Genomic DNA, 14,169 nt, shown 5'->3' with positions numbered 1-14,169 from the left:
AACGATGTTCGGCTTCGGCAACAAGCAGGCGAAACGCCGCCAGGGCCCGCGGGGAAGCTTCGATCTCCCGCTGCTCGTGGCCGCGCTGTCGCTGGCCGCCCTGGGCGTCGTGATGGTCACGTCGAGCTCGATCGCCGTGGCCGACGGCTCGCACCAGGGCGCGTTCTACTACCTCAAGCGTCACCTCGTCTTCCTCGTGCTCGGCGCGTGCCTCGCGGGCGCCGCGATGCGCACGGAGCTGAAGACGCTCGAGAAGCACAGCTTCCTGCTCCTGCTGATCGGCATCATCATGCTGCTGATGGTGTTTCTGCCGGTCTTCGGCATGCGCATCAACGGCGCGCGTCGCTGGGTCAACCTGCTGGTGACGAGCTTCCAGCCCGTCGAGGCGGTGAAGCTGATCCTCGTGGCGTACCTGGCGAGCTATCTCGTGCGTCATCGCGAGGGCGTCGAGTACGAACTGTTCGGCGTGGTGAAGCCCGTGGGCGTCGCCGGCTTCATCGTGCTGCTGCTTCTCGCGCAGCCCGACTTCGGCTCGGCCGCGCTGGTGGTCGCCACCACGGTCGGCATGGTCTGGCTGGCCGGCGCGCGCATGCGCAACCTGCTGCTGCTCGGCACGCCGCTCGTTCCCGCGCTCATCTACGCGGCGACCGCCGAGGACTACCGCATCAAGCGACTGACGTCGTTCCTCGATCCGTGGAAGGATCCGTTCAACGACGGCTTCCAGCTCACGCAGGCGCTGATCGCGGTGGGCCGCGGCGAGTGGACGGGCGTGGGCCTGGGTTCCAGCGTGCAAAAGCTGTTCTATCTCCCGGAAGCGCACACCGACTTCATCCTCGCCGTGCTCGCCGAGGAACTCGGCCTGGCGGGGATCATGCTGGTGATCTTCCTCTACGTGGTGCTGGTCGGCCGCGGCCTCTACATGGGCCTCAAGGGCGTCGAACTCGGACACCGCTTCTCCGGTTACGTCGCCTACGGCATCTCGCTGATGATGGGTTTCCAGGCGATGGTCTCCATCGGCGTGAACCTGGGCGTGCTGCCGACGAAGGGCCTCACGCTGCCACTGATCAGCTCGGGCGGTTCGTCCGTGCTGATGACCTGCGCGATGGTCGGCGTGCTCCTGCGCGCGACGTTCGAGATCAACCGCGCCGAGGACGCGCGCCAGACCGCCGTGCGCATGCCGGCGAGCGCGGTACCCGATTCGGCGGCCCCCGCGGGCGGTGTCGCATGAGCGGCCCCGTGCTGATCATGGCCGGCGGTACGGGCGGCCACATCTTCCCGGGTCTCGCCGTCGCCGACGAGCTGCGCTCGCGCGGCGTGCCCGTCGCCTGGCTGGGTGCCGAGGGCGGCATGGAGACCCGCGTCGTGTCGGCGCATGGTCTCGACCTGCACACGGTGTCCGTCGGCGGCCTGCGCGGCAAGGGCATGAAGACCCGCGTGCAGGCCCCCTTCATGCTCGCCCGCGCGCTGCTCGACTCGCTCAGACTGCTGCGCAAGCTCCGTCCGCGCTGCGTGATCTCGATGGGTGGCTATGTCGCCGGCCCCGCCGGTGTCGCCGCGCGACTGGCCGGTATCCCGCTCGTCGTGCACGAGCAGAACGCCGTCGCCGGTTTCACCAATCGCAAGCTGGCGGGGTTCGCGAAGAAGGTGCTGACGGGCTTTCCGAACGTCCTGCCGAACGGCGAATGGGTCGGCAACCCGGTGCGCGCCCGCATCGCCGCGCTGCCGCCTCCGGCGGAGCGCTTCGCGGGGCGCGACGGCCGCGCGCGCATCCTCGTGCTGGGCGGCAGCCTCGGCGCGCGCACGCTGAACCTGATCGTGCCCAAGGCCCTCGCTCACCTGCGCGCCAATCCCGACCTCGACACCCTCGATCCGGAAGTGGTGCACCAGACGGGCGAGCGTGGGCTCGAGGAAGCCAACGCCGCGTACACCGAGGCGGGCGTGGCGGCGACCATCGTGCCCTTCATCGAGGACATGGCCGGTGCGTACGCGTGGGCGGACATCGTCGTGTGCCGGGCCGGTGCGCTGACGGTCGCCGAACTCTGCGCGGCGGGTCTCGAAGCGCTGCTGGTGCCGTTCCCGCACGCGGTCGACGATCACCAGACGGTGAACGCGCGCGCCATGGTCAACGCCGGCGGCGCGCGTATCGCGACCGACGCCATGCTCAACGCACCCGGGGCGCACGAAGCGCTCGCGCTCGTCCTGTTCGACATGCTGCTGGATCGCCAGCGCATCCTTTCCGCGGCCAATGCGTCCCGCACGCTGGCCAAGCCCGACGCAGCAGCAACGATTGCCCGTCACTGCATGGAGGTTTCCGCATGACGCCCGGTCGTTTGCGCGCCCACGAAGATTTCATGACCTCGTTCCGCCGTGTCCACTTCATCGGCGTCGGCGGCGTCGGCATGAGCGGTATCGCCGAGGTGCTGTGCAACCTCGGTTACAGCGTGTCCGGCTCCGACCGGGCGCCATCGCCGACCACCGACCGCCTCGCCAGCCTCGGTGTCGAGGTGCACATCGGTCACGAAGCCTCGAACGTCGACGGCGCGGACGTGATCGTCACGTCGAGCGCGATCCGCCAGGACAATCCGGAACTCGTCGCCGCGCGCGCCGCGCGCATTCCCGTGGTGCCGCGTGCCGAAATGCTCGGCGAGCTGATGCGCTTCCGCCGCGGCATCGCGATCGCAGGCACGCACGGCAAGACCACCACCACCAGCCTCGTCGCCAGCGTGCTGGCCGAGGCGGACTACGATCCGACGTTCGTGATCGGCGGTCAGCTCAACGCGGCCGGCGCGAACGCGCGACTCGGCACCGGTCAGTACCTCGTGGCGGAAGCGGACGAATCGGACGGATCGTTCCTGATGCTGTCGCCGGTGATCGCGGTGGTGACCAACATCGACGCGGACCACCTCGAGAACTACAACAACGACTTCGCGCAGGTGAAGAAGGCGTTCGGCGATTTCCTGCATCGCCTGCCGTTCTACGGCATGGCCGTGCTCTGCATCGACGACGAGGAAACCGCGAAGCTGGCGCAGGACACTTCGCGCCGCATGCTGACCTACGGCATCGACAAGCCGGGCGCCGACGTCTCGGCGTCGAACGTCCGCCAGGTCGGTTTCGAGATGCATTTCGACTTGCACCTGCCGGGCATGGCGGGCACGCTGCCCGTGACGCTCAACCTGCCGGGCCGGCACAACGTGCAGAACGCGCTGGCCGCGGCCGCCGTGGGCTGGCAGCTCGGCGTCGACGCGGAATCCATCGCCCGCGCGCTCGCGCGCTTCGAAGGCGTGGGCCGCCGCTTCCATCGTCGCGGCGAAATCGCGCTCGACCAGGGCCATGCGCTGCTCGTCGACGATTACGGTCATCACCCGCGCGAGCTGGCCGCCGTGTTCGCCGCCGCTCGCGGCGGCTGGCCGGATCGCCGCCTCGTCGTCGCGTTCCAGCCGCACCGCTACAGCCGCACGCGCGACCTGCTCGACGATTTCGCGAACGTGCTGGCCGAGGTCGACGTGCTGGTGCTGACCGAGGTGTATCCCGCCGGCGAAGCGCCGATCGCGGGCGCGGACGGCCGCTCGCTCGCGCGCGCCATCCGCGCGCGCGGCAAGACCGACCCGGTGCTGGTCGACCACCCGCGCGACCTGCGCGCCACGCTGCCCGCGCTCGCGCGCGACGGCGACCTGATCCTGCTGCTCGGCGCCGGCGACATCGGCGCGGCGGCCATCGAGCTGGCGAACGCCGGCAACCTGAGGACCCCGAACCGATGAGCACCACCCGTTTCCCGCGCCTGGTCACCGACGCCGCCGATTTCGGCCGCGTGGCCGTGGTCATGGGCGGAAACTCGGCCGAGCGCGAGGTTTCGCTCAATTCCGGCCAGGGCGTGCTGGACGCGCTGCGCGCCAGCGGCGTCGACGCCCATGCGATCGACGGCATTCCCGCCCTGCTCGACGCGGTGCGCGCCGGCCACTTCGCGCGCGTGTTCAACATCCTGCACGGCGCGGGCGGCGAGAACGGCGAGCTCCAGGGCGCGCTGCAGTCGCTCGGCGTTCCGTACACGGGGTCGGGCGTGCTCGGCTCGGCGCTGTCGCTGGACAAGGTGCGCGCGAAGCAGGTGTGGATCGCGCTCGGCCTGCCCACGCCGAAGTTCAAAGCGCTGCCGCGCGGTGCCGACGTGCATGCCGCGGCGCGCGAGATCGGCTTCCCGCTGATCGTGAAGCCGGCCTGGGAAGGTTCGAGCGTGGGCATCACGCGCGTGTTCGACGAAGCGGGCCTCGACGCCGCCGTGGAACTCGCGCGCCGGTATCCGGGCGACCTGCTGATGGAAACGCTGATCGAAGGCGACGCGAACGAGGGCGGCGAATTCACCGTCGGCGTGCTCGGTCGCGAAGTGCTGCCGACCATCCGCATCGTGCCGAACAGCGCCTATTACGACTACAACGCCAAGTACATCGCCGACGACACGCGCTACATCGTGCCCGGCCTGGACGGTGCCGCCGAGGACGAGATGCGGGCGCTCGCGCTGCGCGCGTTCGACGCGCTGGACTGCTTCGGCTGGGGCCGTGTCGACATCATGCGCGACCGCCACGGCAGGAACTGGCTGCTCGAGGTCAACACGGCGCCGGGCATGACGTCGCACTCGCTCGTCCCGAAAGCCGCGGCCGTCGCGGGCCTCGATTACCAGGCGCTGTGCTGGCGCGTCCTCGAAACCTCCATGCAGCGGGAGGGTGCGAAGGCATGAAGGGAGCCGCCGCCACGCGAATCGTCGCCTGGGGTATCGCCATCACGCTGGTGGCGCTGCCCGTGGTCGGCGTGATGCAGGGCTGGTTCGCCGCCGGCCGCTGGCCGGTGACGCAGCTGAAGGTCGAGGCGGAGTTCGCGCACGTCAGTGCCGAGCAGATCCGCAGCGCCGTGCTGCCGCGTCTGGGCAAGGGCTTCTTCGCCACGGATCTGGAAGACGTGCGCAAGGCGATCGGTTCGCTTCCGTGGGTGGAGTCGGTGGAAGTGCGCAAGCGCTGGCCCGACACGCTGCTGGTGCGGATCTACGAACGGCAGCCGTTCGCGCGCTGGAACGAGGATCGCCTGATCAGCCGCCAGGGCCTCGTGTTCGAGGCGCCGGGTGCCGACCAGATGGGCGATCTGCCGCGCCTGCGCGGTCCAGACTCGCGCCTGGCCGAAGTGGTCAGCTTCTACGCGCAGGCGCGCAAGGCGTTCGAAGGGCGCACCGGCCTGTCGATCGTCGGCGTCAGCCTGAGCGATCGCGGCAGCTGGAGCGCCACGACGGACAGCGGCGCGGAGATCGTGATCGGCGACCGCGACCAGGCCGATCGCCGCCTCGCGCGCTTCCTCGACGTCTACCCCCAACTCGTCGCGGGCCGGCACGGCGGTTTCGCCTATGCCGACCTGCGTTACACCAACGGATTCGCCATCCGGTGGCCGGAACCGGAAACCACGGCCACACCCAAGGTCGGAACCTGAGCTAAACCATGAGAAACAAGAACGACAAACAGCTCGTCGTCGGCCTCGACATCGGAACGTCGAAGGTCGTCGCCATCGTCGGCGAGTACGAGCCGGGCGAACCGATCGAGGTGATCGGCATCGGCACGCACGTATCCCGTGGCATGAAGCGCGGCTCGGTGGTGGACATCGAATCGACCGTGCATTCCATCCAGCGCGCGGTGGAGGAAGCCGAGCTGATGGCGGGCTGCGACATCCGCTCGGTGTACGCCTCGATCTCGGGCAGCCACCTCGAGACACGCAACTCGCACGGCACCGCGGCGATCCGCGACCGCGAGGTGATGTCGGCCGACCTGGAGCAGGTGCTCGAAGCCGCCAGCGCCGTCGCGATCCCGGCCGACCGCAAGGTGCTCTACAAGGAATCGCAGGAATACCGCATCGACGGACAGGACGGCATCCGCCATCCGGTCGGCATGAGCGGCGTGCGCCTCGAGGCCAGCGTGCACCTGGTCACCGGCGCCGCCAGCGCGGTGCAGAACATCTCCAAGTGCATCCAGCGTTGCGGCCTCTCGGTCGACGAGCTGGTGCCCGCCGCCGTCGCCAGCGCGAAGGCCGTGCTGACGGAGGACGAACTCGAGCTCGGCGTGTGCCTCGTCGACATCGGTGCCGGCACGACGGACATCGCCATCTACACGCAGGGTGCGATCCGCTACACGAAGTCGCTGCCGGTCGGCGGCGACCAGGTGACGAACGACATCGCGTACGGCGTGCACACACCGACCGCTCACGCGGAAGAGATCAAAATCAAATACGCGTGTGCGCTCGCCCAGCTCGCGCACGCGGAAGAAACCATCCAGGTGCCGAGCGTCGGCGACCGTCCGCCGCGCCGTCTCGCGCGACAGGCGCTCGCGCAGTCGGTGCAGGCGCGCTACGAGGAAATCTTCGAGATGGTGCAGGACGAACTGCGCCGTTCGGGATACGAGAGCCTCGTCGCCGCGGGCATCGTGCTGACGGGTGGCGCCTCGCGCATGGAAGGCGCGCTCGAGCTCGCGGAGGAGATCTTCCACAAGATGGTCCGCATCGGCGTGCCCCAGCACGTCTCGGGCCTGGGCGACGTCGTGTCCAGCGAGCTGCATTCGACGGGCGTGGGCCTGCTGCTGCACGGCTCGCGTTCGAGCGGCGGCGCGCGGCACACGGGTTCCGCGGTCGGCAACGTGGGCAGCGTGGTGGAGAAGTTCCGTAGCTGGTTCACCAAGAATTTCTGAGTTTCGCTTCACCGGATAGTCGGTGCCCGACGGAAGGGGGGCGCCGGGGCAAGAGGAAGGCCCGCAACCCGCGGCCGACAGGAGTCGGACTCGGGACATAAACCAAAAAAAAACCAAAGTTCTGCGGAGGACGGGAAATGTTCGAACTGATCGAAAAACTGGCACCGAATGCGGTCATCAAGGTCATCGGCGTGGGCGGTGGCGGCGGTAACGCCGTGGCCCACATGGTCAACTCCAACATCGAGGGCGTCGAATTCGTCGTCGCCAACACCGATGCGCAGGCCATGAAGAGCTGCGGCTCGCGCACGCACCTGCAGCTCGGCGGCAACGTCACCAAGGGCCTCGGCGCCGGCGCGAATCCGGAAGTCGGCCGCCAGGCCGCGCTGGAAGACCGCGAGCGCATCGAGGAAATGCTCGAAGGCGCCGACATGGTGTTCATCACCGCCGGCATGGGCGGTGGCACCGGTACCGGCGCCGCGCCGGTCGTCGCGCAGCTGGCGAAGGAGAAGGGCATCCTGACGGTCGCCGTCGTGACCAAGCCGTTCCCGTTCGAAGGCCGCCGTCGCATGCAGGTCGCCCTCAAGGGTATCGAGGACCTCTCGCAGCACGTCGATTCGCTGATCACCGTGCCGAACGAGAAGCTGCTCTCGGTGCTGGGTCGCGAAGTGACGCTGCTGAACGCCTTCAAGGCGGCCAACGACGTCCTGCAGGGCGCGGTCCAGGGCATCGCCGACCTGATCACGGCCCCGGGCCTGATCAACGTCGACTTCGCCGACGTCCGCACCGTCATGAGCGAGATGGGCATGGCGATGATGGGCTCGGGCACCGCCCGTGGCGACGATCGCGCCCAGGCCGCCGCCGAGTCGGCGATCAACAACCCGCTGCTCGAGGACGTCAACCTGGCCGGCGCCTGCGGCATTCTGGTCAACGTCACCGCCGGTCCGAACCTGACCATGCGCGAGTTCGACGAGATCGGCCGCGTGATCCACGACTTCGCCTCGGAAGACGCGACCGTCGTGATCGGCACCTCGCTCGATCCGGAAATGCAGGACGACGTCCGCGTCACCGTGGTGGCCACGGGCCTGAACCGCGGTGTCGCGGCGAAGCAGCCGATCCGCCCGCCGGTCCAGCAGCAGGTCGAGATGCGTCAGCGTCCGCGCCCGGTCGTGCTGCGCACGGGCACCGGCAACGAGGTCGTCGACTACGCGCAGGCCGATGCCGTGCCGTCGGTCCGTACCGAGCAGGCGGCCCCGCAGAAGAACGCGGAGCCGGCGATCGACTACCTCGACATCCCGGCCTTCCTGCGTCGCCAGGCCGACTGATCCAAAGACACGCCAGGGCACGTTAAGGAAAACGTGCGGACGATCCTGCAGGACGCGAGGATCGACAGGCGTTCCGCCGCCGCTCCCGTCCGGGCGGCGGAACGCCTCCGTGTCCCCTCAGGAAAAGCTGCAAGTGATATCAATTACTTGCAAGTGCTTGACTCGCCCCGCATTTCAGTCGCAAGCGAAATGAGAACGGGTCGCGGCCGATGCTGAAGGGATAGTGAAAGGAATCATGAACTGTACTGTCTGGTTTGTTTATTCCGAGGTTAAGACTGTGTTAGCATGTCGGTTACTTTAGGCTGCTGCCAACAAGGTTTGACCCAACATGATCAAGCAGCGCACGCTCAAGAACATCATTCGCGCCACGGGCGTCGGTCTCCACACCGGCGACAAGGTGTACATGACGCTTCGTCCGGCGGCGCCGAACACGGGCATCGTGTTCCGCCGTACCGACCTCAATCCGCCGGTCGAGCTCAAGTCTCGTCCGGAAAACGTGGGCGACACGCGACTGTCGACCACGCTGATCCATGGCGACGTCCGCGTCTCGACGGTTGAGCATCTGCTCTCGGCGATGGCCGGTCTCGGCATCGACAACGCGTACGTCGACCTTTCCGCGCCGGAAGTGCCCATCATGGATGGCAGCGCGGGTCCGTTCGTGTTCCTGATCCAGTCCGCCGGCATCGAGGAACAGGATGCCGCCAAGCGTTTCATCCGCATCAAGAAGCCGGTGATCGTGCAGGACGGCGACAAGTGGGCCAAGCTCGAGCCGTTCGACGGCTTCAAGGTCGGCTTCTCCGTCGAGTTCGATCATCCGCTGTTCAACAAGCGCAATTCGCAGGCCGAGATGGATTTCTCGACGACATCGTTCGTCAAGGAAGTCAGCCGCGCCCGCACGTTCGGTTTCATGCGCGACATCGAGATGCTCCGCGAGCGGAACCTCACGCTCGGCGGTTCGATGGACAACGCCGTGGTGCTCGACGACTACCGCGTGCTCAACGAAGACGGCCTCCGTTACGACAACGAGTTCGTCAAGCACAAGATCCTGGACGCCATCGGCGACATCTACATGCTGGGCCACAGCCTGATCGGCGCGTACTCCGCGCACAAGTCGGGCCACGAGCTCAACAACAAGCTGCTCCGCAGCCTGATGGCCGACGTGACGGCATGGGAAGAAGTCAGCTTCAAGGATCCGGCCAAGGCGCCGATCTCCTACGCCCATCCCGCCCAGGCGGTGTAAGGCGAGACCCGCCACGGCGGGTCGACGCGATACGAAAAAGGCCGCGAGCGATCGCGGCCTTTTTCGTTGTGGCGGGCTCGGCTGCGCCACCGCGTTGAGGCCCGGGCGCGTCCGGTGTTGCCGCGACGTGGAGCAGCGTCGTCGCAACGGCGCACACCGGTGCCCACCGCCTCGATCTTGGGCCCAAGCGACGGCGTCGCACCGACGTGCGTTTGGGCGTCCGGTAGAAACCCGATGCGGCCGTGTGGCGAAAACCGAACGCACCGCGGTGGATCCCGGTTTTCACCGGGATGACGGTGAGGGGGCAGGCAAGCTCGTCGCACCGGCGCACGCCGGTGCCCACCGCCTCCGTTTTGGCTCAGGCGACGGCGTCGCATCGATGTGCGTCTCCGCGTGCCGCCAGAAGCCGATGTGGCCGCGGCGCGGATCCCGGTTTTCACCGGGATGACGGTGAGGAACGGCCCGAAACCAGGATGAAATTTACGTGCATTTTCGGTGCTCGCGCGGTCGACGCGTGCTATAAAGTTCGCCGGTCTCGTGATCCGTGGGTACTGACGGATCGTGAAGAGCCTTTGCAACTATAGGATTAATCTGAATTTTCGGCCTGGGAGGCCAGTTTGAGGAACAGATCCCGCAACGTGGGGTCGGAGAGTGACGCCGCGGCGGCTCGCAGATGGCGAGCGGCCGAGGTGGAAAGCGGCTTGTGCCAGTCGGGGACGACTTCCTCGGGTGGCAGGGGGGCCACTTTCACGGCAACCGAGTGGGCCTGAGCGCCGATGGCGCGGGCGGCTTCGAGGATCTGCGCCTGATAGAGGCGCACCCGGGAAGCCCAGGCCGACGAGGGCGCAAGGAAGACCAGCCTGCCGTCGCGCAGGTCCGCGAAACGGACCTGGTCGCGTAACGGGACGGGCAAGGTCGCGCGCAGCTGACGATCAAGCCGGTCGAGTTCGCGGGCCCGTTGGGCCAGCGAGGCGACGGGCCCGAAGTCGGCGATGGACTTCAGTCCATTCGTCGAGCGGCGGGTGGGCTTGGGCGGCGGTGGCATGGACCGGCTGATGACTTATTCGATGTGGAACGTATGCAGATCATACTTGTATCGCGCGGCCTGAAAGGGCCCAAAACGCTCGACCTGACCTGCCGGCGCCTGCGCTGCAAGGCGGCCGCGTTCGCCCTTGCGGGCGTCGTCGGCATCGCGGGGCTCGGTGCCGTGGTCGCGATGGCCGTGGCCAGCCCGAACCATCGCGCCCTGGGCACGATCGGCAATCTTGAGCGCCAGGTGGGCGACCAGGACGCCCGCGTCGCCGAGGTGAAGCGGCAGGCGCAGCGCGACCTGGACGCGCTGGCGGTGAAACTCGGCCAGCTGCAGGCGCAGTCGACGCGGCTGAATGCCCTTGGCGAGCGCCTGACGCAGGTCGGCAAGCTCGACGACGGCGAATTCGACTTCGACGAGGAGCCCGGGCAGGGCGGCCCCGAGCTCACCAGCGGCACCGAGGCGCCGGCGTTCGCGCTGCCGGCGGCGCTCGACAAGAGCATCGACCAGCTCTCGACCCGTTTCGACACCCAGCAGGCGCAGCTCGAAGCGCTGCGCGACATGCTCATGGACCGCAACATCGAGTCCAGCCTGCGCCCGACCGGCATGCCGGTGAACGGGTACATCTCCTCCTACTTCGGCGGGCGCCCCGACCCGTTCAGCGGTCATGCCGCCCGGCACACGGGGATCGACATCGCCGCGCCGAAGGGTACGCCGGTGACCGCGGTCGCTGAAGGGATGGTCACCTTCGCGGGTCAGCGCAGCGGCTATGGCGACGTCGTCGAAATCGACCACGGCAACGGCTACATGACACGCTACGCCCACAACAGCGCCCTCGTCGCCACGCCCGGGCAGCGCGTGCGGGTGGGCGACGTGATCGCGAAGGCCGGCTCCACGGGCCGCTCGACCGGTTCGCACGTGCATTTCGAGGTCTGGTACCGCGACCGCGTGGTCAATCCGCTGGCGTACGTGAAGAGCCACCGCTAGCGCGGGCTTGAATACCCGCCGGGCCGCCGCCACCCCGAGGAAAGCCGGGGGCGCCCGTAGTATGATCGTCCCTTCGTGCCGGCCGGCCATGGCCGCCCGGCAACCCTTTCGTACCAGATCCGGATGATCGATGTTCAATCGTGCCCTGACGAGTATTTTCGGCAGCCGTAACGAGCGTGTGCTGCGCGACCTCTCCAAGACGGTCAAGCGCATCAATGCCCTCGAGCCGGAATTCGAGAAGCTTTCCGACGACGCCCTGCGCGGGAAGACCGAGGAATTCCGCCAGCGCCTCGCGGCCGGTGAGACCCTCGACAAACTGCTGCCCGAAGCTTTCGCGGTCACCCGCGAGGGCGCGAAGCGCGTGCTCGGCATGCGCCACTACGACGTCCAGATGATCGGCGGCATGGTGCTGCACTCCGGCCGCATCGCCGAGATGCGCACGGGTGAGGGCAAGACCCTCGTCGGCACGCTGCCGGTGTACCTGAACGCGCTGGAGGGCAAGGGCGTCCATGTCGTCACGGTCAACGACTACCTGGCGCGCCGCGACTCGGCCCAGATGGGCAAGCTCTACAACTTCCTCGGCCTCACGGTCGGCGTCGTTTACCCGGGCATGGACCACGCCGACAAGCACAGCGCCTACCGCGCCGACATCACGTACGGCACGAACAACGAGTTCGGATTCGACTACCTGCGCGACAACATGGCGCTCAGCAAGGACCAGCGCAATCAGCGCGGCCTGCACTACGCCATCGTCGACGAAGTCGACTCGATCCTGATCGACGAGGCGCGCACGCCGCTGATCATCTCCGGTCCGGCCGAGGATTCCCCGCAGCTGTACATCGCGGTGAACAAGGTCGTGCCGCGCCTCACGCGGCAGGAGAAGGAAGACGCGCCGGGCGATTACCTGGTCGACGAGAAGCAGAAGCAGGTCCACATGTCCGAAGAGGGCATGGAGCACGCCGAGCAGCTGCTTCGCGAGGCCGGCGTCATCGATCCCGACAGCGGCCTGTACGACTCGAAGAACCTCGCCGTCGTCCACCACATGAACGCGGCGCTGCGCGCGAACGCGATCTACCAGCGCGACGTCGATTACATCGTGCGCGACGGCGAAGTGATCATCGTCGACGAGTTCACCGGCCGCACGCTGGCCGGCCGTCGCTGGTCCGACGGCCTGCACCAGGCGGTCGAGGCGAAGGAAGGCGTGCCCATCCAGCGCGAGAACCAGACGCTGGCGACGGTCACGTTCCAGAACCTGTTCCGCATGTACAAGAAGCTGGCCGGCATGACCGGTACGGCCGACACGGAAGCCTACGAGTTCCAGTCGGTGTACGGCCTGGAAGTGGTGGTGATCCCGACGCACAAGCCGATGGTCCGCGTCGACAACCCCGATTCCGTGTTCCTCGGGCCCGAGGCGAAATACAAGGCCGTCATCGCCGACATCAAGGCGTGCCACGAGCGCGGCCAGCCCGTGCTGGTCGGTACCGCGTCGATCGACGTGTCCGAGCTCGTGTCCAACCTGCTCCGCCAGGAGCGCATCCCGCACGAAGTGCTCAACGCGAAGCAGCACGAGCGCGAGGCGCACATCGTGGCGCAGGCCGGTGCACCCGGCGCCGTCACGATCGCGACCAACATGGCGGGCCGCGGCACGGACATCGTGCTGGGCGGCAGCCTCGAGGCCGCGCTCGCCGCGTTGCCCGAGGGCGCTTCCGACGCCGATCGCCAGAAGGTGCGCGACGACTGGAAGCAGCGTCACGAGCAGGTGCTCGCCGCGGGTGGCCTGCACATCATCGGCACCGAGCGTCACGAGTCCCGCCGTATCGACAACCAGCTGCGCGGCCGCTCGGGTCGCCAGGGCGATCCGGGTTCCTCGCGCTTCTATCTTTCGCTTCAGGACAACCTGATGCGCATCTTCGGCGGCGAGCGCATCGGCCGCTGGATGCAGATGTTCGGCATGAAGGAAGACGAGGCGCTCGAAGACCGCCTCATCACGCGCCAGATCGAGAAGGTCCAGCGCAAGGTCGAGCAGCACAACTTCGACATCCGCAAGAACCTCCTCGATTTCGACGACGTCGCGAACGACCAGCGCAAGGTCATCTACGCGCAGCGCGACGAGCTGCTGGAAGCCGAGGACATCTCCGACATGGTCCGCGACATCCGCCAGGACGTCGTGGAGGCGCTCGTGCGCAAATACGTGCCGGCGGAAAGCATCGACGACCAGTGGGATATCCCCGCGCTCGATCGTGAGCTCGCGAGCGAGCTCAACCTTCGCCTCGACCTCCCGCACTGGGTGGAAGGCCAGAAGGAAGTGGACGCCGAAGGCATCCTCGACCACGTGCGCGAGTCGGTGGACGCGATGTTCGCGGACAAGGAAGCCCAGGTTGGTGCCGAGACCATGCGTTCGCTCGAGAAGCACGTGATGCTCTCGGTGGTGGACAACGCGTGGAAGGAGCACCTCGCCAGCATGGATTACCTGCGCCAGGGCATCTATCTGCGCGGTTACGCGCAGAAGCAGCCGAAGCAGGAGTTCAAGCGCGAGTCTTTCGAGCTGTTCTCCGAGATGCTCGACCGCATCAAGGCCGAGGTCGTGCAGATGCTTGCGCGCATCCGTATCCGCAGCGAGGAAGAAGTCGCGGCGATGGAAGCCGAGCAGCAGCGCGCTGCCGAAGCCCAGCGCCTGCAGTTCCAGCACGCGGATGCGCAGGCGCTCGGCCAGGGCGGTGAAGAGGTCGCGGCGGATCGCGTGGCGGCACCGGTGCTGAGCGATGGGCCGAAGGTCGGTCGGAACGACCCTTGCCCCTGCGGTTCGGGCAAGAAGTTCAAGCACTGCCACGGTCAGCTGACCTGATATGAAAAACCCGCCGAAAGGCGGGTTTTTTTTGG

At 67.5% G+C, this 14,169-nt stretch carries 11 protein-coding genes; 10 read left to right on the top strand and 1 reads right to left on the bottom strand.

The window, feature by feature from the left end; genetic code table 11:
• The first annotated feature begins 4 nt into the window (after positions 1-4).
• The 8 genes from ftsW (at position 5) to lpxC (ending at position 9,272) form a co-directional block, all read left to right on the top strand.
• Positions 5-1,228 (top strand): putative lipid II flippase FtsW, encoded by a 1,224-nt coding sequence (ftsW, locus tag J2X58_RS11570; protein WP_090056533.1) that lies wholly within the window; start codon positions 5-7, stop codon positions 1,226-1,228.
• A complete protein-coding gene (gene murG / locus J2X58_RS11565; RefSeq protein ID WP_310048339.1) occupies positions 1,225-2,319 on the top strand; it encodes an undecaprenyldiphospho-muramoylpentapeptide beta-N-acetylglucosaminyltransferase in 1,095 nt (364 codons plus the stop codon). The genes ftsW and murG overlap by 4 nt, the downstream gene beginning before the upstream one ends.
• Positions 2,316-3,758: a UDP-N-acetylmuramate--L-alanine ligase gene (gene murC, locus J2X58_RS11560; protein WP_310048338.1), complete on the top strand. Its 1,443-nt coding sequence runs from the start codon at positions 2,316-2,318 to the stop codon at positions 3,756-3,758. The genes murG and murC overlap by 4 nt, the downstream gene beginning before the upstream one ends.
• A complete protein-coding gene (locus tag J2X58_RS11555; RefSeq protein ID WP_090056540.1) occupies positions 3,755-4,729 on the top strand; it encodes a D-alanine--D-alanine ligase in 975 nt (324 codons plus the stop codon). Before murC ends, J2X58_RS11555 begins: the two co-directional genes overlap by 4 nt.
• Entirely contained in the window at positions 4,726-5,466 is a 741-nt protein-coding gene (locus J2X58_RS11550) for a cell division protein FtsQ/DivIB (protein ID WP_090056542.1), read from the top strand. Before J2X58_RS11555 ends, J2X58_RS11550 begins: the two co-directional genes overlap by 4 nt.
• Positions 5,467-5,474: 8 nt before the next feature.
• Entirely contained in the window at positions 5,475-6,710 is a 1,236-nt protein-coding gene (gene ftsA / locus J2X58_RS11545) for a cell division protein FtsA (RefSeq protein ID WP_090056544.1), read from the top strand.
• Between the two features lie 137 nt (positions 6,711-6,847).
• The gene (gene ftsZ / locus J2X58_RS11540; RefSeq protein ID WP_090056547.1) at positions 6,848-8,032 is read left to right on the top strand and encodes a cell division protein FtsZ; all 1,185 of its coding nucleotides are present in this window, start codon (positions 6,848-6,850) and stop codon (positions 8,030-8,032) included.
• 328 nt (positions 8,033-8,360) lie between these two features.
• Entirely contained in the window at positions 8,361-9,272 is a 912-nt protein-coding gene (lpxC, locus tag J2X58_RS11535) for a UDP-3-O-acyl-N-acetylglucosamine deacetylase (RefSeq protein WP_090056549.1), read from the top strand.
• Positions 9,273-9,858: 586 nt separating this feature from the next.
• Here the strand turns inward: lpxC and J2X58_RS11530 are convergent.
• Positions 9,859-10,317, bottom strand: coding sequence for a DUF721 domain-containing protein (locus tag J2X58_RS11530; RefSeq protein ID WP_090056551.1), 459 nt, complete (start codon positions 10,315-10,317; stop codon positions 9,859-9,861).
• 33 nt (positions 10,318-10,350) lie between these two features.
• Here J2X58_RS11530 and J2X58_RS11525 point away from each other — a divergent pair, with 33 nt between their 5' ends.
• Both J2X58_RS11525 and secA read left to right on the top strand, forming a co-directional pair.
• Positions 10,351-11,289, top strand: coding sequence for a peptidoglycan DD-metalloendopeptidase family protein (locus J2X58_RS11525; protein WP_310048333.1), 939 nt, complete (start codon positions 10,351-10,353; stop codon positions 11,287-11,289).
• 130 nt (positions 11,290-11,419) lie between these two features.
• Positions 11,420-14,134 (top strand): preprotein translocase subunit SecA, encoded by a 2,715-nt coding sequence (secA, locus tag J2X58_RS11520; protein ID WP_310048331.1) that lies wholly within the window; start codon positions 11,420-11,422, stop codon positions 14,132-14,134.
• The last annotated feature ends 35 nt before the right edge of the window (positions 14,135-14,169 follow it).

The sequence above is a fragment of the Luteibacter sp. 3190 genome (assembly GCF_031456385.1).
In the GTDB taxonomy this organism is placed as follows: domain Bacteria; phylum Pseudomonadota; class Gammaproteobacteria; order Xanthomonadales; family Rhodanobacteraceae; genus Luteibacter.
The sequence above is the reverse complement of the archived record's forward strand: the minus strand, read 5'-3'. Positions and strand labels throughout refer to the sequence as shown.

Excerpts from the sequence above, each read along its gene's own strand:
- ftsW (WP_090056533.1), top strand. The coding sequence starts at position 5 with ATGTTCGGCTTCGGCAACAAGCAGGCGAAACGCCGCCAGGGCCCGCGG.
- murG (WP_310048339.1), top strand. The coding sequence starts at position 1,225 with ATGAGCGGCCCCGTGCTGATCATGGCCGGCGGTACGGGCGGCCACATC.
- murC (WP_310048338.1), top strand. The coding sequence starts at position 2,316 with ATGACGCCCGGTCGTTTGCGCGCCCACGAAGATTTCATGACCTCGTTC.
- J2X58_RS11555 (WP_090056540.1), top strand. The coding sequence starts at position 3,755 with ATGAGCACCACCCGTTTCCCGCGCCTGGTCACCGACGCCGCCGATTTC.
- J2X58_RS11550 (WP_090056542.1), top strand. The coding sequence starts at position 4,726 with ATGAAGGGAGCCGCCGCCACGCGAATCGTCGCCTGGGGTATCGCCATC.
- ftsA (WP_090056544.1), top strand. The coding sequence starts at position 5,475 with ATGAGAAACAAGAACGACAAACAGCTCGTCGTCGGCCTCGACATCGGA.
- ftsZ (WP_090056547.1), top strand. The coding sequence starts at position 6,848 with ATGTTCGAACTGATCGAAAAACTGGCACCGAATGCGGTCATCAAGGTC.
- lpxC (WP_090056549.1), top strand. The coding sequence starts at position 8,361 with ATGATCAAGCAGCGCACGCTCAAGAACATCATTCGCGCCACGGGCGTC.
- J2X58_RS11530 (WP_090056551.1), bottom strand. The coding sequence starts at position 10,317 with ATGCCACCGCCGCCCAAGCCCACCCGCCGCTCGACGAATGGACTGAAG.
- J2X58_RS11525 (WP_310048333.1), top strand. The coding sequence starts at position 10,351 with ATGCAGATCATACTTGTATCGCGCGGCCTGAAAGGGCCCAAAACGCTC.
- secA (WP_310048331.1), top strand. The coding sequence starts at position 11,420 with ATGTTCAATCGTGCCCTGACGAGTATTTTCGGCAGCCGTAACGAGCGT.